Origin of the sequence: Myroides pelagicus (genome assembly GCF_009711055.1) — a bacterium.
Lineage (GTDB): Bacteria > Bacteroidota > Bacteroidia > Flavobacteriales > Flavobacteriaceae > Flavobacterium > Flavobacterium pelagicum.
In genome coordinates, this window is the sequence record NZ_WMJY01000026.1 from 1 (window position 1) to 20,188 (window position 20,188).

Consider the following 20,188-nt stretch of genomic DNA (forward strand, 5'->3'; position numbering starts at 1 on the left):
TATTTATATAACACAAAGGTCTGTCCTTTTTAATTCAAACACAACTTTTGAGACTGATCCGAAGTTTTCTCTAATACCATACTTGATAAAACCATTTCTCTCATAAAATCTGATCTGATCTAGTCCACAAGTAGCTGTGCCGACAATAAGCTCTTTATATCCTTGCCCTTGAGCTATCGTTAGTATCTCTTCAATAAGGATACTGCCTATTCCCTTTCCTTGTAAAGTAGTATGGACTGCAATATTCTTCAACTCTAATACGTCAGCACTTATTTTAAACAAGCAAAAGACCGCTTTATTAATGTCTTTTCCCTTCAAAACATAAACATCGCTTAACATTAAATATTTATCTATAGCCTCCTGAGTTTCATCAGCTAATAACAGTAACTCATAAGGGTAATTACCTACACATAACTCTAAAGTGTAAGCCTCCCCCGCTATACAAAATTCTTTTCTTTTCATCTTCTAATGCTATTCTATGCACTAATTAGCTTTTTAGCTTTGCTCTGATAAGCAGCTGAGCGACTAACATAATTCTTTTCAACAATTCCTTTAGCTAAAGTAAACTCTTGTGCAAACTCCCCTTTTAACCTGATGATAATATCCATAGCAAAGGCTTCTGTAGCTACTTTCGAGTCCGATACTAACCAATCCAATGCTTGACCAACTAACATTTGTTTTTGTTTCTTAGAAAGCTTTAATTGCTTTGAATAAACAATATTTCGACATATTTTACTTATTAACCGCTTAGTCGATTCATTAGCATATGTATCTAATCGCATTAAAAAGTCGTCGAGTATTGAAGTCATTTTCAATAGATCAAAACGAATTAACTCTTCAAACAATACACTTGCCATAACATGATGCTTGTCTTCTACATTGGTCATAAATTCATAAAGATATATATAAGCTTCTTTCACACGAGCCAAACGAACTAACGTTTTATGCCTACTATCTACATAGATACTTGTTTGGCAAACCAACTGATACACCTCTTCTTTCGTCATATCTAAAATAAAAAAACACTGACAAATAGTAAAAAGCCAGTGTTTAGTTTTTATTATTCAACAATTAAGACAGTACAGGTATTATATGCTCCCAATTCAGTAATTGAGCATATTCTAGAGCTGTTTTACCATCTTCTGATTTCATTGTCTTATCTGCTCCTTTTTCTAACAATACTTCAATGGTACTCAAATTTCCAGCAATAGCCTCTCGATGTAAGAACGTAAAGCCATCTTCGTCTATCAAAGTGATTTCGTCAGGATGCTGATCCAAAAAGCCGACTAAGCTCTCCTTCATACTACGACTCATCGGGTGCTCAACTAAATTTTCTGGTTGCTCATTTTGCTTATAAACTACGTGAATATCATTAAAGTCACCAAAGTCAATACCCCAAGCATCATCATGTGCCTTTAATTCTTGTTCAGACATATCAGAACGCATTGCTTGTACTGTAAACCCTCCATAAGCTTTACCCTCTATAAGAAACAACCAATCACTTATCTGATCGATAGTAACACCAACTGACTCTCCTTCTTGAACATTAGTCAATACATTTGGTTCATTTAAAAGAGCCCCGTAAATATACAACCCATCAAAGAACACATCTCCAATCCACATATGCTCAACTTCTGTATAAGCGTTCCCCTCTTGATCTTCAAACTCTTGTGTAAAAGCAACTTTTACACTTGCCATATCTAACCCTTTTACTATTCTTCTGTTGTCCCAATATAATTCTCTCCAAAAATACTTGAATGTATCTTGTGCTTTTTTAAATGCATCAATCATTTTTTGTTCTTCTCCAGAAGCAAAAAAAACTTTAGTTTCTTCCATTATTATATATGTTTTTTGTCTTTACAATTCCTTTACTAGTTGACAATTAAAGCTAGTCCATTAAATACTTACAATCGATAAAATCCGTTAACCACACACCATTATCTGACTCAAAAAACACTAGCCCATCAGCATACATTTCTCCCGCTTTAACAGTAAATACAAACACCTCTCCTCTTCGAGCTCCCACCTGTACTGCTACTTGCATATTTGGACTCAAATGTACCTGTTGCCGTTGCATCTTTAGAATTCCTTTCTTTCGGATGGACTCCACAAATCGAACTGTAGTACCATGATATAAAAATTCAGGAGGTCTTTTCTCCATCAGTTGTAAATCGACAGCAATACTATGTCCTTGATTTGCTCTAATTCTCGTCTGATCACTATTGTAGGCATAGCGCTTTTTATCGTTGTTTTCTACAATATAATCCAACTCTTCTCTAGTAAAAGACATACCTTTCCTTGCAGATTTTGAGATCAACTCATTGATATCTGCCCAACCTTCCTTATCCAAGAATAATCCTATAGTCTCAGGTTGATGCCTTAACACTAAACTTACAAACTTCCCTAATTGGTTTTGCTTAGCTTTTTCCATTTATTTCTATCCATTGTTGATATCGATGGTCGATTACTTCTTCTATTTCAAAATAATTCTCCCAACAATCGTCTAAATAATAAGCTCGATCTGGTCGATTGAGATTAAATGTCTTGATATAATCATCGAGATAAGAGAATTTTCCTTCTAGACTTCCTAATCCGTCGTAATACTCATGTACAAACGCATTACCTTGTTCAGATAATTGCTCAGATAACAAACAACCTTCGAAGAAGTCCAATAAAAAATGACCACCCAATAAACGCTTCTTTTTAATAGCTGTTATATCTTCACGATATTTCTCTAAAACAGCTTCACTTATCAAATCATTGACAGCACACCATGTAAAGAAAAAACCTATGTGGGTAATTCCCTTCTCGTGTTCTAAATCAATGGGGAAATCTCCTGAATGATGCCATTCATAATCATCGTATTTCACCATACACTTATTACTCCATTTAATCAGAAAAAGTAAAGGTATTTATTTTTGTGGAAATTCTATAACTTTGAGTCAAACTTAGTTAGTACATTAAGTATTCTCAATAAAAGCACGAGAGAAAGCCTCAAATTTATCTGATGTATAGTAACTGGGCATGATTTCTTTTAGTAATTTAACATAGGAATCCTTCACGCCACTTGATTCTAAAATCACACTCTTATTTCGAACGACGAAACCTTCAAAATAACAATTGGTACCAGCACAAATCATATGAATAAACACACATTTCAAATATGGTTTTCTATGGGCAAAAACAAATATATCTTGTTCAGCTCTATATAGTTCAGCTTCAGAATACATCTTGTGCTTTAAATAATACTCTACATTAATATATAAAACTAAAAGTAGTTGATTTTCAATTCTTAGATACTTCATTTTGGCCAAAGGGAAAATAGTACTAAGTTCTTCATTAAAAATCTCTTCTCTTCCTTCTACTACAGGAATAATAATATAGCTTACCTCCATTTATATAAAATTTTACATAATTCTAAAATACGAAGTATCAATAAATATTATACAAAGTCAATTTTACTAAATTATAAACAAATCATTAAGGAGGACTCGATTACGACTTATAAATGAAGTAATACCTAGTTTACCATAATACAAACTCAACATTGCAAAAAAAATCACTTAATACAACAATATTAAAATGACTTTAATTTGCCTTAAAGGCTTAAACGAAATAATTATATCTCCAATTTATGTAATAAAGAGAGTTCGTTGACATTTATCCAACAAAATAACACATGATAACTTTTTTAAAGACTCTATTATTATTCTTTTTAATTCTCAAAAAGCTACTTGCTTTTTCCCTAATAAAACAATGGTAGGTTATGAAACAGAGTTGCTAACTTTTAGAAAACAAGTAGCCTGTTTTAATTCAAAGAGATGCTGAAAAAATAGTATTTGTTACCAAGCTTATACTATACGTAAAATATTCAGGAATTTACCAACCAAAAAACACCTTCTCAGCAAGGAAAATACAAGTATTTTACTACCATTGGTCAAAAAAGGACGAAAGAATAATACACGTAAGACAAATACCAGTCGCAGCAACCTAGATTGCTTTTTCTAATAAGGATAAAAAAATTCATCCCCCTTAAAACATTTCCCAGCATGATATATAGAACTGTCTATTTGTGATTGGTAATATCAATAAATTTCTGAACCAATGACTCTTTTATGTAATAAAAGTAGGTCACATAAAATCTTCTCCACTAAATAACAACTAACTTCTTTTATAAATACTGAATATAAACCACTCAAATTTTTCGAAAAGCCATTGTTTTTCCTACTAAATCATTAGCACGACACTAAACGGAGTTACCTAGACATTATTAATACTGATTTAATTACTCTTTCAAAAAACGGACGTCTTTACTATACTTTTTATCTACTATAACAAAGAAAAAAGGATGAAGTGAGTAACTAAGCTTTTCCCCTTCTACTTTGTACGAATAAATTAATTCTAAGAACTCCCCTCTATCTTTAAGACTTATAACCTCAAACAAAGTAGATTGATTCACTTCTGTTCCAATAACTGCAAGAACAAACGACTTATCAAAATCAATAGGTGTAGGTAAACCTCCCTCTCCCATCACTGCTGCGGGACTAAATATCTCCTCAAAATCTTCCTTCGTTTCAAGTTTTATACTTTCAACTTGTTTATTCGAATAGGTGTTATTTACATAATATTGCTTACCTTCCATGTAAGTAATATTCTTATATTGAAATACCTCTTCTGTTTTCTCACTTGATTTCTCCTCTTTTTTCATACCACACGAAGCAATGAAGCCTATGCATACAAAAAAAACAATATACCATTTCCTCATTTGTCTATACTATTAATCGAATAATACTATATTAACTTTTTCTATAAATTAATATTGTCTTAATACACACATTTTATTCTTCATATATTCGAATACCTATAGAGTTTCCACATCTATATTTAACCTAAAAAAGTCAATCTTTCCGAGGGAGAGATTGACTTCTTCATAATCGTTTATATACAGAATAACAACTTAGTTTACTGAACGTTGCAAAACAAACACCTTATTATACATTTCTTTTCTTGGCTTTCTAGGATAAAAAACAACTCCAAAAGTATCCTTTTGTCCTCCGACTACACTAATTCCTGATACAACTAAATCATTGTTATCGATACTTAATATTTCCTCATTCAATAGATTCTTATACCCTCTTTTATTTTTATTGTAAAAAATCTCTACCAGCTCATCATTTCTAATAACTAGCCATCCGTTTCCAAATTCCGTAGTAAATTGAGTAGCCGTCGTGTTTTCATTAATCACTTGTGGGTGCCATGTTCCAAAAAACTCGTCTCCTATAGTTAATAGCTCTCCATAAGAACACTCTCCATTCACTTCTATCTCTACTATTCCTATTACTCCATTTTCTTCACATAATAAATAAGACTTTGAATCAAAAGACAGACTCAATGCTTCATGTACAAATGGAAATTCAAAATCTAGAATACGACTTCTCAACTCAACGCCTTCTTCATCAATCTCACGATGCAACCATCCGTCCTCTACTTCTGTGATTAAATTAATATGTCCCGCCGATATACTAATTTTATTTCCTTTAGGAAAAGGAATGGCTATCTTTTGCTCCTCTATTAAGCTATCCTCTTCGAAGCGAAGAACAAACATTACATCAGCCTTATTATCGTCCCAAATATCCACATCATAAAAAATAGAAGACTCCTCTGTAGTCCCTACAAATCGACCATTAAATGACTTACTTCCTTTAAAAAGCCTTTGCTCTTTATCTAAAATAGGAAATGATAGCGTTTGTTCTTCATCGTCTAATGTTACCAATGAAACAAAATTCACCTGATTAGGACTTAAAAATAACGTAGGTAAAACCCCTTTGTCTTCCTCTATGTCTTTAAGTTCTCCATTGTTCCCAACAATTGTATAATTCAAAAGATAATTTGCTTTATCTTCGTCATACACATAATTAGCTAATAACAAGCCTTCTTTCGTCCAACAACTACCTTTAGCAGATAAAGCCGTAGGAACCTCAATCGTTGTAATCAATCCAAAAGATGTTTGTTCGTTCATAAAGTATTCAATTAAATTTTATGCAAAGGTATAAATCTAATCGGTATCTAGCCAAAAGACTCTCAGTGATTTTATTTCTAATGTAATACACCTGCTTTCCCTTATATTTCCACGGTTGTAGTTACTACTATCTCACCGACTAACACTTTGTGTACAGGACATTTATTTGCTATCACCTCCAATCTACTCAGCTGATTATCATCTAGTGACTTATTAGAAAACATAACTTTACGTACAAATGTCGTTACTCCTTCATCGGTTTTTTGCTTTAAATCTATTTCAACAGTTACTTCTCCTAAATACCATTCTTTTCGATCTGCATACATGCGCAGTGTAGCTGCTGTACAGCTCGCTAGTGAAGTAGCTAGTAACTCAAAAGGATTAAACCCCTCATCACCTCCTCCTAATTCTTTAGGCTCATCTGAGATCAACAAATTATTTCTTGCAATAACTTCTGTATGATACAATTTATCTTTTAGAACTGCTTTTACTTTTACATCCATATATCTTCTTATTTTTTATTCTTTAACGATTTCATTCCCTCAGGAAAAGGAACATAAGTCTGATTATCTCCAGGTATTAAAGGAAATGCTTCGTGGTTCTGTTTAATCCAATCACTTTTAGCCTTTTCCAAACGGTCAATATCATCTGAAACAAAGTTCCATAAGAGGTAACGTTCTTCATCGAAAGCTTTCCCTCCAAAAATATACACTATCGTGTCTTTATCAATTTCAAAGTCACATAGACGACTATCATTTGCAATTAAAATATGTTTCTCATCATAAACAAACCCATCTGCGTATACTTTCCCTTTCAAAATATATAATGCTGACTCACCTATTAGCCCTTGTCCCAAGGCAATTCGCTTCTTTTCTTGTGCTTTAATTTCAATAAAATATAATGGAGAATACACGGGTACTGGTGATTTTTTACCAAGAGCTTCTCCTGCTATTAGCTTATAACTCACACCATCGCCTTCCCAAACAGGTAACTCTTCAGCTCCAATATGAGTAAATGAAGGCGTCATCTCCTGCAATTCCTTGGGCAAAGCTATCCATATTTGCAGACCATGCAATATAGCCTCTGGTTGTTCTATTCGAATATCTTCGGGCATACGCTCTGAATGGACAACACCTCTACCTGCTGTCATCCAGTTAACTTCACCTTCTCTAATTTTTATATTACTACCTATACTATCGCGATGCATCATTTCACCTTCAAACAAATACGTAAGGGTAGATAAACCAATATGAGGATGAGGATCAACATCTAAATTCGCATGGTCAGCAACACGGATTGGTCCCATATGATCAATAAAAACAAAAGGCCCTACCGTACGTTTTTTACGAAAAGGAATCAAACGACCTACCATAAAATTACCTATACTAGCTTCTCTTTCTTCTATGACTAAATCAACTACTGACATAATTTATTCGGTTTAAAATTCATCACTACCTAAATTTACGTATACTTAATCAAGTAAACACTTTATTTAAAGTAAGATTTCTCTTTTTTAACACTTTATTTCCAACTTTATAAAATAGAATAATTCAATAGCCCCACCAGTAAAAACGCTCGAATAATAAATATCTACAATTTATAAAATACAAAACCTCTTTGTCTATAGACAAAGAGGTTTTTGTTGTGAGTTTTGAATGTTGTTATATAGAAAGCTAAAACCACAGTGACTAAAGTGACAACGCTAAAGCACGATAGTATAGTTTCAATGATTAACCAAAAGGCAACAGCTTAAAGCCCTTTGATTAACTTATTCAAAAGTAAATAGACCAAACCAGAAATTAACCACACTATTAGGTTAGTTATTGTTATACTTTCACTATTAGTGCATTAAAATCCTCTCGTTACCTTATTAACATTACCCCCCCTATACCTGTCCTATATTTTAACACTCACCTCCTTTATACTATACCTGTAAGCTCCTTTGTTTAGCATACATTTGCAATACTGACCTATCAAGGTTACTAGTCTTCTAGTAACTTATAACAATCGACACAAGCAACCATAAAATGAACACTACTTTAAAAGAAATTATAGGAGATGAATATGCTGTACTAGCAATTAAATATTTTATTTCTGGTTTTTACTACGGCATGGCTTTACTTTCTTTGCTTTTACAATTCCTACTTTGGAAGATATTACACACTAAAAAATTACTATTCAACTTACTCCTATTTATTAGTATTCTCATCTGTTTTATCAGTAAAGATCTCTACACCTTAAACAATGGATATACGTTAGACCTTACCTCACGTTTTCTCATTTCCTGGAATATGACCACAACTTTAATCCTATTAATATTATTGCCGTTTCCATTTTTAAATTACACTAGACGATTAAAATTCTATAAAATCAGTATTCTTATTCTTGGAGCTTTACTTATTACAGAACTACTCACAAATATATTATTAGTACCTAATAGCACCACTGTTATTTACCATTCACTAATTACCATTGTAGCAATCTTTTCTATTTTTCTATTTTACTTATTATATCACAAATACAATCATAATTGGCATGCCTTATTTATTCTAGGTTGTGTATTAACAACTAGCTTCTTAATGAGTTATTTTTTAAGCAACCAAACAATCGACTTTATGATAAAATGGCCTATTGTACGATTGTTTAGTCTGCCTTTAATTATTATCAATGCAATTATGCTTTTCCAACAAATACAAAAGTTATACAACCGAAAAAACTCCTTTAAAAAGGCGTCGTATCAATACCTCTATTTTGTTAGAGATTATCACAAAAGACTAATTCAATTTCAAAAAGAACACCATCAATTCAGTGAAGTAAATCAATCAGAAAAAATAAACATTGAGTATTTTCTAAAAAACACTTTTAATCTTACAGAAAGAGAGATTGAAGTTCTCAATCTTATTTGGGAAGGAAATACAAATCAGCAAATAGCCGATAGCTTATACATATCGCTAAATACTGCTAAATATCATATTCGCAATATTTACGAAAAGCTTAATATAAACTCGCGTAACCAAGCCTATATAATAGAAAAAGAAATCATCAATAATGCGAACACTTAATAAGTCTGATCGAACTATTGTCAAGTGTATTAAGCAAAAAAGCTTTCTATTGAATAAATCTAGAAAGCTTTTTTATACCTTATTGTACTTTATAATGATAAGTATTTAATCCATTAGACTCATTTATCAACTGAAATCCAATCTTCTCAAAAATCTTTTGACCTGAATCGTGTACCGCTGAAACAGAATACTCTAAACAAGGGATACCAAAATCACTTAGCATAGGAACCAAGCTTTTTAAAGCGTTAGACATAATTCCTTTTTTCTGCATGCTTCCATTTAACCATACTTTAGCTTTCCAGTTTTCTTGTTCTGTTTTAGGTGCCTCAAGATAAATGTAACCAATGGGTGCTAAAAAGTCTTTAAAACGAATACAGTATAATATACTTTCTCGTTTACCTGCTTTATCAATAAAATCTAACAAAAGTTCTTTAGCAGCTAATTAATCAACAGCATAAAACTCTGGCAAACCTTCTTTTATCCCAGAAGTTCTACAGTTTAACTCATACAAAAGTGCTTCTTGATCGATAAATTCCTCAATAATCGGACGCAAAAGAAACTTTTCATTAATATCTATATTCGTACTTGAATCAAATATATCCAATTTAGTGTCTTGCATTTTTCAATATGTTTTTATTGTTGTAAATCTTATTTTGTACTAATTTACAAAAAAACCTTTGCAGTCATGCAAAACCTTACCATACATTAGATGAAATGGTGTTTCTTTCTAGTTGGATACAAACTTTAATCCGATTATAGAACCAATAAGAGTTACTATAAAGAACATACGCCAAAAAGTAGCTGGATCCTTAAAGAATATAATTCCTAATAATACAGTTCCTACAGCCCCTATTCCTGTCCAGACAGCATAAGCTGTCCCAAGTGGCAAAGTCTGTGTTGCCTTAATCAAAAAAGTCATACTTAGAGTCATTGCGATAAAAAAACCAATATACCACCACATAGCCTCTGTCCCTGTTGACTCTTTTGCTTTACCTAAACAAAAAGTAAACCCTACTTCAAATAAACCTCCAATAATTAATAAAATCCAATTCATGTCATTTGCTTTAATATTTCGGCAAATATCAAGCATATTAATCAACTATTATTTAACCTATGTAAAATAATAGTTCTTTTTTGCTTTACTCGAATAATTAAATTTGTTCGTAACTTCCCCACCGATTAACAGCCTAATCTTTTTAAATATGAAATCTTCAACTGAAATCCCTTTACTCAATTTTATTAAGATTAATAAATATTCTACTACTCCTATTTATTTACAGATTGCTAATCAACTAAGCAATGCTATACAACGTAACTATATCCCTAAAGGAACAAAATTACTTGGAACCAGAAAGCTATCTGAACTCCTTCATATCAACAGGAATACAGTTGTTGCTGCCTATCAAGAACTCGAAGCTCAAGGGTGGATTATAACTGAAGCAAATCGAGGTAGTTATACTTGCGATAAAATAAAAAACAAACCCGAGAAGCTAAAAGCTACTGATAATACTTTAATCGAAGCCTACCCTAATCAATCAGGCTTCTCTTTTAACCGATCTAATATACTTGACACTCCTTATGAAAAAGTAAATACCACCTATTTTTTTACAGATGGTACACCCGATAACAGAATTATTCAATTAAGTCAGTTATCCTCTTTTTATAGTGCCAGTATGAAGCGAAAAAACAACAAAAAAAGACTTAATTCAAATTCATACGAAAGCAATACCTTTTTTTTAGAAAATATGGTTAACTACCTAAACATATCTAGAGGTTTACAAATTTCTACTTCCAATATTCTAATTACCAATAGTAGTGAAATGAGTATCTATATCGCTAGTGAAGTATTACTCAATGCTGGAGATAAAGTAATTGTTGCTGATTTAAGTTATTTTTCAAGCAATATGACATTTCAAAATAAGCAAGCGAATGTTTTAACTGTTCCTGTTGATCAACAGGGAATTGATGTTGACGCAATCGAAAAACTATGCGAAAAGCATACAGTACGCTTATTGTATATCACTCCTCATCATCATTACCCTACGACAAGTACTTTAAGTGCACAACGAAGAGTCAAATTATTGAACTTATCTAACCAATACGGTTTTATCATTCTTGAAGATGACTATGATTATGAATTTCACTACGAATCAACACCCTTACTCCCCCTAGCGAGTTCTGACAAGAAAGGAATGGTAGTTTATACTGGCACCTTAGGACTTTCACTAATTCCTGGGTTTAAACTCGGCTTTATCATTGCTCCTAAAAATGTCATTCAAGAAATGCGTAAACACCTAAATGTTATTAACCCAAAAGGAGATATACTCTTACAGCAAGTCTTAGGCGAGCTAATTGATGAAGGAGAAATCAATCGGTATTTAAAAAAATCTTTGAAGGTATATACAGAAAGACGTAATCAATTCTGTGATTTACTGGAACGCTACTTCGGTGAAGCTGTATCTTTTCAAGTACCCAGTGGTGGCTTAGCCGTTTGGACCCTATGGAAAAAAGGCATAAACCTTCTCAACTTAAAAAAGAAAGCTTTGGACAAAAACCTGTTTATTCCCAAAACAATACTATATCAAAACAAAGATATCACTGCCATGCGCTTAGGCTTTGGCCATTTAGATAAAGAGGAAATGGAAGTAACTATTAGTCTATTACACCAAAGTATGCTTGAGTTGGAAGTAGAGAAAAATACAACCATATAACTATCACTGCTATTTCAAATAAACTAACTTACAAAGCTACGATCTTCATTATTTTGTACTGATTTCAATGCTTCCTGAAGTCGTATATAGTGCCTAATAAAACTGTAACATACCACCACTCCAATGAAGTTTAGTACATGTACAAATAAATTTAGATTAGACATAAAGTCAAAACTCACATAACTAAACACAACTTTCTGTAAGAAATTAACCAATAGAAATGTTATATAAGCAAACCACCAGAGAAGAAACACCCCAAATGGAAATTTACCTCCATAGTTAACTCCCCGTTTTTCTAAATAAACGTACGTTCTACGAGACATCTTAGCCAACATTGTAAAAGGCAAAAAGAGATTAAATACTGGAACAAACCATGCCAAAAACACCCAATACTTAGACTCATATAACTTACTGTCTAAACGCTGAATATTTTGAAATGCGTAATAAAACCAAAATAGAAAAGTAACAAAAAAGAAGACTCCAATTAACAGATGAATGTCATTCAAATAATTACTAACACGCTCGAATTGTCTTAAATCTGCTTGTTTATAATACCCTCCTCCTAAAACATTCTGAACTACAATTCTATCCATGATTGTAAAATTCACAATAGCATAGACATCTATTAAAAACAAGAATGAAGCAATTTTAACTAACCCATTAATTATCTGCATACCAACACTTTACTTTTTCCATAATTCTACATCCTGTATTTTAAACTCCTTTATTACATTACCCTTTTTATCACCGACTGGCTTTTCAAACACAACCCAATACATCAGACTTCTTCCACTAGTGGGATTTGTATAAATACAACTCAACAAAGGAGCATCTTCTTGATTTCCTTTACCATTTTTATAACTCATTGCTCGTGAGCAATAATTCTTTACCTCTTCGTAAGAAGCATTATATTCATAATCAGGAAGATCATAAATCACATTACCAGATGCATCATAAATATACGAACTATGTATTAAAAATCGAATACTGTAATACGGTTTATTATCCATCTTTAATTTCTCAATCGACATTCTATCTTCTTCTGCTGTCTTATAAGTTGTATAATAAAGCATATCCCCTTCTAATCGATCATAAAGACTATAATTCATCACACTTTCATTAAACTCTTTATCTTTAGGAAGCATTGTTTTAGCTAATTCCTTAACCGCCAATGTGTCTACATCCTGAGCGGTTACTAACTCCATTAGCTTGCCAATTTTTTCACTAAAAACTTGTGCTTGACTAGTTGTTGTTGCAACTAATACCAAAATTAGAACGATTATTTTATTCATCTAATTGTCTTTTTAATATTATATAACATATAACTAGCACAAATCATACCTAGTGTGTAAATCTATTCAAAAACTTTTGACGCATATTATCATCTATACCTAAGCCATCTTGAATATAGCTCTCCATGCTACCATATTCACCTTCAATTGCATCAAACATTGCCTCTATATAAATTGGTTTAACCCATGAAAAATTCTCTACTACTTGGTAGTTTAATCTAGGGAAAAACATCTTACCAAACTTCGCCAATTTCATCCTACTACTCACTTCTTCTTTTCGATAATTATTTGACAACATATACTCTTGTATAATAACTGCTCTGTTGACATCTAAAATACTCAATAAAATAGCACCTATCATCCCTGTCCTATCTTTTCCGGCAGAACAGTGAAAAAGTATCGCTTCATCATTATCTAATATTTCAAACACAATCTCACGTACTTTTGATAGATCATCTAATGGGTAAAGTTTGTAGAATTCCACAACTAAAGCATCTGCTTTTTCTGGTGTTATGTTTCCTTTGATTACATCTTTTCTAGTTTTGGTAAACATATCTTCTGAGTCTTCATATGCTTGATAATTTACATACTCAATTCCCTTAGGTAAATGGTCTGCTTTCTTTTTAATTTCTCTATCCGTACGCAAATCAATCACTTGACGTATCCCTAAATTCAGCAATTTATCCTCTTCTCTTTTCTTTAATTTATGTAAGTGACCACTTCGATAGATCATACCCCATTTAGTACTTCTTCCTTGTTGAGTGACTATCCCTCCTAAATCGCGAAAATTATGTACATCATTAAGCTGTATTAATCGATTAGAATAGGTAGCTGTATCTTGTTCTCTTACAACTTCTACTATTGGTCTTCTATCCTTTGAAAACTTAATGATTGAGTCTGTATATATTGTAACATGACTAGGCGAAATTACATGATCTCCTTTTACAAACTTTCCTTCATAAAACTTATCCTTCTCTGTGATTGAAGGATACATTTCATCAAAGGCAGAAAACTCGATAGTTTGATAAGTTGTCTTATAAGCACAATTTTGCATCATCATACCTATTAATAAAATAAAAAATACTTCAGTCCACTTTTTCATAATTCAATCTATTTACTCAAAAATAAGAATATTCTTATTAGGTTTTGTTTTCTTATCCACAAAACCTCCCTATTATTACTCAATGACTAATTAATAACTATACTGCTTTATTTTATAATCAATAAAAAATATTACAATTAAAAACAACAATAGAATATACTTATAACGCAATCATTTCATAATATCATTTAACTTCCATAAACATCAATTTTCAAGGTAAGTTTGTATCAGAAACAAAGAGATAAATTAATATAAACAAATAGATTATGGAAAATAAAAAACTAACAACTGCATCGGGAAGACCTTACGTTGATCATGAAGATTCACTAACGGCTGGAGCTAGAGGTCCAGTATTACTTGAAGATTATATTTTACATGAAAAGCTAGCACATTTCAATCGTGAACGTATTCCTGAACGTATTGTACATGCTAAAGGTACTGGTGCATTTGGTACTTTCACAGTAACTAATGATATCACTAAATATACAAAAGCAAAAATATTCAATGAAATAGGTAAACAAACAAAAGTATTTGTACGTTTTTCAACCGTAGGTGGAGAGAAAGGTAGTGCTGACTCTGAGAGAGACCCTCGTGGTTTTGCAGTTAAGTTTTATACTGAAGATGGAAACTGGGATTTAGTAGGAAATAATACTCCGGTATTCTTCATTAAAGATGCTAAGAAATTCCCAGACTTTATTCATACTCAAAAAAGACACCCTAGAACAAACTTGAAATCGGCAACAATGATGTGGGACTTTTGGTCATTAAACCCTGAAAGCTTACACCAAGTACTTATTTTAATGTCTGATCGTGGAACACCATTTGGTTATAGACATATGAATGGTTATGGTAGTCACACTTACTCGATGATTAATAAGGACAATGAGCGTGTATTTGTAAAATTCCATTTCAAAACAGCTCAAGGTATTAAAAACCTAAATGGTCCACAAGCAAACGAAATGCGTAAGACTGATATGGACTTTGCACAACGAGACTTATACGAAAACATTGAAAAAGGAAACTTCCCTAAATGGAACTTGAAAATTCAAGTTATGACTGAAGCTGAAGCTGAGACTGCTAAAGTTAACCCATTTGACGTTACTAAAGTTTGGCCACATGCTGAGTTTCCTCTAATTGACGCTGGTGTAATGGAGCTAAATACTATGCCTATGAACTACTTCCAAGATGTTGAACAAGCTGCTTTTGCTCCTGCTCATATTGTTGATGGTATAGGTTTTTCTCCTGATAAAATGTTACAAGGTCGTATCCTTTCTTATCCGGATGCACAACGTTACCGTTTAGGAACAAACTATGAGCAAATTCCAGTAAATCGTTGTCCTTATATGACTAACAATTACCAGCGTGATGGATATATGAGAGTGGATGGAAATGGTCAAGATCAACCAAATTACTTCCCTAATAGTTTTGATGATATTACTGCTGATCAAAACTATCGTGAACCTGCTCAAAAACTTTTTAGTGATGTAGCTGATCGTTTTGATAGAAATGGCGAAGGAGAAAGTGATCATTTCAGTCAACCTGGAAACCTTTACAAAATCATGACTGCAGAAGAAAAAACAAGTACTATCAACAATATCGTTGATTCTATGAGTGCTATCGATGGTCCTAAAAAAGATGAAATAATTAGCAGACAATTATGCCATTGGTTTAGAGCTGATATGGAATTAGGTATGCGTATTGCAAAAGGCCTAAATTTCGATGTGAGTAAACACATGAATGCATAACTTTGTTATCTAGAAGAGGAAGTTGTCAAATTGATAACTTCCTCTTTAATATTCTATTTAGCCTATAATAAATATCTTGTACTTCCAAGCCTATTACCTAATGCAAAAATATTCACCAGTATTACTACCTTAAATACAATCTATTGCATATCTTTATACACTAACAAATCTATGTTATTCAACTGTGTATCACCGTCTAAAAACGCATCTGTTCTATTTATATTTCATAGCTACTCTTTTTACTATGAGTGCATGTAATCGAAGAATTGAAAATATTAACTCAAAGACTGTACAAACAGTAAATACTCCTTCAATGACTTTAGATACAAAAAAAGCCTTAGATACTTTACAATTGAAAAATAAATCATTTACACCACAAGAAACCTATTTTTTAGAATACCTAAGGACTAAATATGACCAATGTAATTAACTATATATTGGCGGCTATATTCCCATAAACTTGAAAGCCTTAGCTTCTTTCAATTCATCATTTGCTAATCCAAAATACTGCTCTCCATTAAGAACTTGTAACTTCTTAACTCCTGCTCCTTGGCTAAAATCTAATGATTTTAGATCTAACCACAGAGGTGATAAAGCAATAGGATCTTCATAGTAATAAACTAAATTCTTTTGATCTGATACAGTACGCCATCTAGTTGAAGATAAGTTTGGTTCTCCGTCGATGTGTACCCCAAATGGAACAGAACAATTGCGTATCACACTAAAAATAGCCCCTACAGACACTTTTTCATCATCACTTTGTTCTACAGCAGTTGCATAATACTTAGCACGTGCAAAGCGATCTTCTGATCTACCTGTTCCTGGTAAGTTCTTATTCCCGGGTAAAAAACTCAAGTAATTATTAATAGCCAATTGCTTTTCAAAAGTCGGAGAGTTGGTAACCACAGTATAAGAAGGATCGTGATACACATTTAACTTTCCATCAATATACTCAAATACAGCATTGTCACCACTTGCATCGGAAATTGTCAAATGCACGGTCGCCAATGTAGTACGTCCAGGAGTATTCGCAGTTACTACAACTACTGGATTCTTTTGTAAATCTGTCACTGCTTCAGCTACCGTTGCATAGTTGTCTAACGCATACTGAGCCCACATTGCCAGACTTATTCCCTTATCTTTCCCATTTGGGTCATACGTTGGATATTGAGACTCTACTAACCATAGAATATTTGCAACTAATCCTTTTTCATTCATTCCATCTGTTGTAGCAATATCAAAAGCCGAAGTTATTACACTTCCATATTTCGCCTTCCATTTTACTGAAGCTTTTCCTACTTCTCCCATACGTTCTATTCCTCTAGGAAATACCCATATATTAGGCATTATCTCCTCTTTCCAATCCATAGAACGCGCAGTAAGTATAGTATTGTTTGGTCCTTTGTACATTACACGTGTACATGCTAAAGCATCATTAGTTATAAAAGCAACAGCTCCTACCAATAATGTCTTTGCTAATAGGCGATGAGTCTTTTTCATAGATATAATCTTTAAATTAGTTGATTAAAATTAATCAATTATTACACCAAATTCGCAATATTTGACAATAAACTTATTTTAATGCTTGTTTATATTGCGCTATCGCACGTAATCTAGCTTCCTTATGATCAACAATAGGAGTTGGATAATCTAACGTATCTAACTCTGGTATCCATTTTTTAATGTAATCACCTTTAGAGTCAAACTTCTTTTGTTGCTCTGAAGGATTAAACACACGAAAATACGGAGCTGCATCACAGCCACACCCCGCTGCCCATTGCCAATTACCATTATTAGCAGACAAATCATAATCAAGTAAATGCTGTGCAAAATAGGCCTCTCCCCATCGCCAATCAATCAACAAATGCTTTGTCAAAAAACTCGCTACTACCATACGCACTCTATTGTGCATAAATCCTGTTTGATTGAGCTCACGCATTCCTGCATCGACCATTGGATACCCCGTCTTTCCTTGACACCAAAGTGCAAATTCTTCCTCGTTATTTCTCCATTGAATGCTTTCATATTGTGGTTTAAAACACCCTTTTACTACTTGAGGATACAAATACATAATCTGAATAAAAAAATCCCTCCAGATTAACTCACTTAACCATACATCATTCAATCGTAAAGCAAAGCGAACACACTTGCGAATTGATATTGTACCAAAACGCAAAGCTATTCCGATATGTGTCGTACCCCCTTCTGCTGGAAAGTCTCTTTTAACATTATAAGTGCTTACTATTGTTTCGTCTAGTTTTGGAGGTAATAAACAACCTAACTCCATTCGCTTATATCCTAAACTTTCTAGTGTGGGCATAGCAAATGAACAAGACATAAAAAGCTCATCTGTCAGTGGCTGAGTAAAATCACATAAATCATTATTTGTCAACTTACTTCTCCACTTTTTACTATAGGGAGTATAAATTTGATAAGCTGTTCCATCACCTTTCATTACTTCCCCTGCTTTAAAAATCACGTGGTCTTTAAAAGTATAAAAAGGTATCTTGTATTCTCCAAGAAAAAGACTCACTTGTTCATCGCGTTGAATAGCTACTGGCTCATAATCTTCATTTGTGTATACAGCCTTGACATTATATTGATTAACAACATCATCGAATACCTTCATTGGTGTAGAATGTACACACAATAGTGAGCTATTCAATTCTTGCAACGAACGCTGAATACCTTCCAATGCCTCATAAATATACGTTATACGACGATCCTCTTCCTTAGTAAATTGTTCTAAAATTTCTTTATCAAAAACAAACAAAGGCAATACTCGGTACCCAGAACTCAAGGCGTAATGTAATCCAACATTATCCTCTAAACGCAAATCTCTTCTAAACCAAAAAATTACAACTGACTCCTTTTCCATACTTCAATTATACAAAAAAACTCACTATTCATTGAGGAATAATGAGTTTTTAAATTTAAGAAAAACAAATATTTAAAATTACCGTTTTCTATCATTAAAGCGAGCAAACACTACTAAGACTCTCCCCAACCTAGAACCGTTAATCTACATATATGTATTACGATATTAATGCAATAAGCATTGTGATATTAGAATCTACATTGAAACTGTACAAAAGCAAGGTTTGAATTATATACCTTCGTATTCTCTACATTTTTCTTATAGTTATCTATTTGCATTCCTACTTGAATACGAGCAGCATAGTTCTTTAAAAACTCTATACTAACCATAGGTACCCATGTTTGTCTTACATTTGAATCTAACTTAGCATTCTCATCAAGATATTCATAACGACAAGCAAATTCTACAGCTTCAAAATGCTTCTTACCTACTTCATAACGAATGTTTGGCAAGAAATAAAAACTTTTCACAACATAATCTCTAATATCTCCCAAGCGATTTTCTACTGGCGTTTTAAAGTATAAGTCATGGTTATCTGCTTGTTTTAGCTCTGTCTGAAAGTCAAAACACCAACGATCATTAATTGGGAATTTAGCTGTTGCTTCTACTCCATATCCATAGACTGTTTCTCTTTGTACCTCAGCTACTCCTCCACTAATACCAACATTCAAGTTGTGTTTTTCATTTAAGTTAAACAACAGACGAGAAGAATAGTGCTTACCGTTATCAGTATCTACTTTATTCTTACCATTACCATTTGTAATCGACACACCATAACTCATTGGTACCTTTCCTAAATCCACACTACCCATAATCGATGCACCTACTTGGAAACTAGTCCAACCATTAGCACCAAACACATAGTATGAATTAGAATAGTCTATCGACTTTAATACATCTGCTGGATAAGTTTCTTCTAATCCAAAAAGTGGTCGAAACTGTCCGATTTGTACTTGTAAGTATCTACTAAACGTATATTTAGCATAAGCATTCTCCAGTACTCTTGTCTTTGGATCATTCTTAAAATCTGCTAAATTCACAAGTGCTACTACTTCAAGATTTTCCATAACGTTAGCTTTCATAGCTACCCTCATTCTCTTTACCTCGAATGAATTACTAGTCACTGCTCCCTCTGAATGATGTAATCCATTAATATCTACACCATTTTTAAAGTTATCTAGATATCTAGCTTGAAAAACACCATTAACCTTAAACTTCGGATACTTTTGATCGACGGGATTAATGATTACTTTATCTTGGAAAACTTGAATGGTATCTGTTTCTATTCTTTCTTGAGCAAAAGCTGAAACACAACTAAACAAGGATAATAAAGATACTCCTATATACTTAAACGCTGATTTTCTTTCTATTGTCATACG

Annotated in this window: 22 protein-coding genes; 3 read left to right on the forward strand and 19 right to left on the reverse strand. The window is 32.8% G+C overall.

The window, feature by feature from the left end:
* Nucleotides 1–3: 3 nt before the first annotated feature.
* The 10 genes from GJV77_RS10970 to GJV77_RS11015 all read right to left on the reverse strand — a co-directional run bounded on the left by GJV77_RS10970 (nt 4) and on the right by GJV77_RS11015 (nt 7,445).
* Nucleotides 4–462, reverse strand: a complete 459-nt coding sequence (locus tag GJV77_RS10970; protein WP_155036403.1) for a GNAT family N-acetyltransferase — start codon at nt 460–462, stop codon at nt 4–6.
* A gap of 14 nt (nt 463–476) precedes the next feature.
* On the reverse strand, nt 477–1,007 hold the full coding sequence (locus GJV77_RS10975) for a hypothetical protein (RefSeq protein ID WP_155036404.1): 531 nt from the start codon (nt 1,005–1,007) through the stop codon (nt 477–479).
* 64 nt (nt 1,008–1,071) lie between these two features.
* Complete coding sequence (locus GJV77_RS10980; RefSeq protein WP_155036405.1) at nt 1,072–1,836, reverse strand: DUF2314 domain-containing protein; 765 nt, start codon at nt 1,834–1,836, stop codon at nt 1,072–1,074.
* A 52-nt stretch (nt 1,837–1,888) separates the two neighbouring features.
* Complete coding sequence (locus GJV77_RS10985) at nt 1,889–2,431, reverse strand: RNA 2'-phosphotransferase (RefSeq protein WP_155036406.1); 543 nt, start codon at nt 2,429–2,431, stop codon at nt 1,889–1,891.
* The gene (locus GJV77_RS10990; protein WP_155036407.1) at nt 2,418–2,873 is read right to left on the reverse strand and encodes a DUF7832 domain-containing protein; all 456 of its coding nucleotides are present in this window, start codon (nt 2,871–2,873) and stop codon (nt 2,418–2,420) included. The genes GJV77_RS10985 and GJV77_RS10990 overlap by 14 nt, the downstream gene beginning before the upstream one ends.
* Before the next feature lie 87 nt (nt 2,874–2,960).
* The gene (locus tag GJV77_RS10995) at nt 2,961–3,395 is read right to left on the reverse strand and encodes a hypothetical protein (RefSeq protein WP_155036408.1); all 435 of its coding nucleotides are present in this window, start codon (nt 3,393–3,395) and stop codon (nt 2,961–2,963) included.
* Nucleotides 3,396–4,285: 890 nt separating this feature from the next.
* Nucleotides 4,286–4,765, reverse strand: coding sequence for a hypothetical protein (locus tag GJV77_RS11000; RefSeq protein ID WP_155036409.1), 480 nt, complete (start codon nt 4,763–4,765; stop codon nt 4,286–4,288).
* A 192-nt stretch (nt 4,766–4,957) separates the two neighbouring features.
* Complete coding sequence (locus tag GJV77_RS11005; RefSeq protein ID WP_155036410.1) at nt 4,958–6,019, reverse strand: hypothetical protein; 1,062 nt, start codon at nt 6,017–6,019, stop codon at nt 4,958–4,960.
* A gap of 101 nt (nt 6,020–6,120) precedes the next feature.
* On the reverse strand, nt 6,121–6,522 hold the full coding sequence (locus tag GJV77_RS11010; protein WP_155036411.1) for an OsmC family protein: 402 nt from the start codon (nt 6,520–6,522) through the stop codon (nt 6,121–6,123).
* A gap of 8 nt (nt 6,523–6,530) precedes the next feature.
* Entirely contained in the window at nt 6,531–7,445 is a 915-nt protein-coding gene (locus GJV77_RS11015; RefSeq protein ID WP_155036412.1) for a pirin family protein, read from the reverse strand.
* A 601-nt stretch (nt 7,446–8,046) separates the two neighbouring features.
* On the opposite strand from GJV77_RS11015, the gene GJV77_RS11020 reads away from it, so the two are divergent.
* The gene (locus tag GJV77_RS11020) at nt 8,047–9,081 is read left to right on the forward strand and encodes a response regulator transcription factor (RefSeq protein WP_155036413.1); all 1,035 of its coding nucleotides are present in this window, start codon (nt 8,047–8,049) and stop codon (nt 9,079–9,081) included.
* Nucleotides 9,082–9,160: 79 nt separating this feature from the next.
* Here GJV77_RS11020 and GJV77_RS11025 read toward each other — a convergent pair whose 3' ends face one another.
* The 3 genes from GJV77_RS11025 to GJV77_RS11035 all read right to left on the reverse strand — a co-directional run bounded on the left by GJV77_RS11025 (nt 9,161) and on the right by GJV77_RS11035 (nt 10,135).
* The gene (locus GJV77_RS11025; protein WP_155036414.1) at nt 9,161–9,505 is read right to left on the reverse strand and encodes a GNAT family N-acetyltransferase; all 345 of its coding nucleotides are present in this window, start codon (nt 9,503–9,505) and stop codon (nt 9,161–9,163) included.
* 18 nt (nt 9,506–9,523) lie between these two features.
* A complete protein-coding gene (locus GJV77_RS11030) occupies nt 9,524–9,700 on the reverse strand; it encodes a hypothetical protein (protein ID WP_155036415.1) in 177 nt (58 codons plus the stop codon).
* Between the two features lie 108 nt (nt 9,701–9,808).
* A complete protein-coding gene (locus tag GJV77_RS11035; RefSeq protein WP_155036416.1) occupies nt 9,809–10,135 on the reverse strand; it encodes a DMT family transporter in 327 nt (108 codons plus the stop codon).
* 148 nt (nt 10,136–10,283) lie between these two features.
* Here GJV77_RS11035 and GJV77_RS11040 point away from each other — a divergent pair, with 148 nt between their 5' ends.
* On the forward strand, nt 10,284–11,792 hold the full coding sequence (locus GJV77_RS11040) for an aminotransferase-like domain-containing protein (RefSeq protein WP_155036417.1): 1,509 nt from the start codon (nt 10,284–10,286) through the stop codon (nt 11,790–11,792).
* Between the two features lie 23 nt (nt 11,793–11,815).
* Here the strand turns inward: GJV77_RS11040 and GJV77_RS11045 are convergent, their stop codons facing one another.
* The 3 genes from GJV77_RS11045 to GJV77_RS11055 are packed head-to-tail and all read right to left on the reverse strand — an operon-like array spanning nt 11,816 to nt 14,186.
* Nucleotides 11,816–12,466, reverse strand: a complete 651-nt coding sequence (locus GJV77_RS11045; protein WP_155036418.1) for a DUF4328 domain-containing protein — start codon at nt 12,464–12,466, stop codon at nt 11,816–11,818.
* Nucleotides 12,467–12,475: 9 nt separating this feature from the next.
* Entirely contained in the window at nt 12,476–13,084 is a 609-nt protein-coding gene (locus tag GJV77_RS11050; RefSeq protein WP_155036419.1) for a hypothetical protein, read from the reverse strand.
* A gap of 49 nt (nt 13,085–13,133) precedes the next feature.
* Nucleotides 13,134–14,186, reverse strand: coding sequence for a tyrosine-protein phosphatase (locus tag GJV77_RS11055; RefSeq protein WP_155036420.1), 1,053 nt, complete (start codon nt 14,184–14,186; stop codon nt 13,134–13,136).
* 266 nt (nt 14,187–14,452) lie between these two features.
* Here GJV77_RS11055 and GJV77_RS11060 point away from each other — a divergent pair, with 266 nt between their 5' ends.
* Nucleotides 14,453–15,931, forward strand: a complete 1,479-nt coding sequence (locus GJV77_RS11060) for a catalase (RefSeq protein WP_155036421.1) — start codon at nt 14,453–14,455, stop codon at nt 15,929–15,931.
* A gap of 444 nt (nt 15,932–16,375) precedes the next feature.
* Here GJV77_RS11060 and GJV77_RS11070 read toward each other — a convergent pair whose 3' ends face one another.
* The 3 genes from GJV77_RS11070 to GJV77_RS11080 all read right to left on the reverse strand — a co-directional run bounded on the left by GJV77_RS11070 (nt 16,376) and on the right by GJV77_RS11080 (nt 20,185).
* A complete protein-coding gene (locus GJV77_RS11070) occupies nt 16,376–17,431 on the reverse strand; it encodes a linear amide C-N hydrolase (RefSeq protein ID WP_155036423.1) in 1,056 nt (351 codons plus the stop codon).
* Nucleotides 17,432–17,504: 73 nt separating this feature from the next.
* Nucleotides 17,505–18,809, reverse strand: coding sequence for a cryptochrome/photolyase family protein (locus GJV77_RS11075; protein WP_155036424.1), 1,305 nt, complete (start codon nt 18,807–18,809; stop codon nt 17,505–17,507).
* Between the two features lie 188 nt (nt 18,810–18,997).
* Entirely contained in the window at nt 18,998–20,185 is a 1,188-nt protein-coding gene (locus tag GJV77_RS11080) for a porin (RefSeq protein ID WP_155036425.1), read from the reverse strand.
* Nucleotides 20,186–20,188 lie beyond the last annotated feature (3 nt).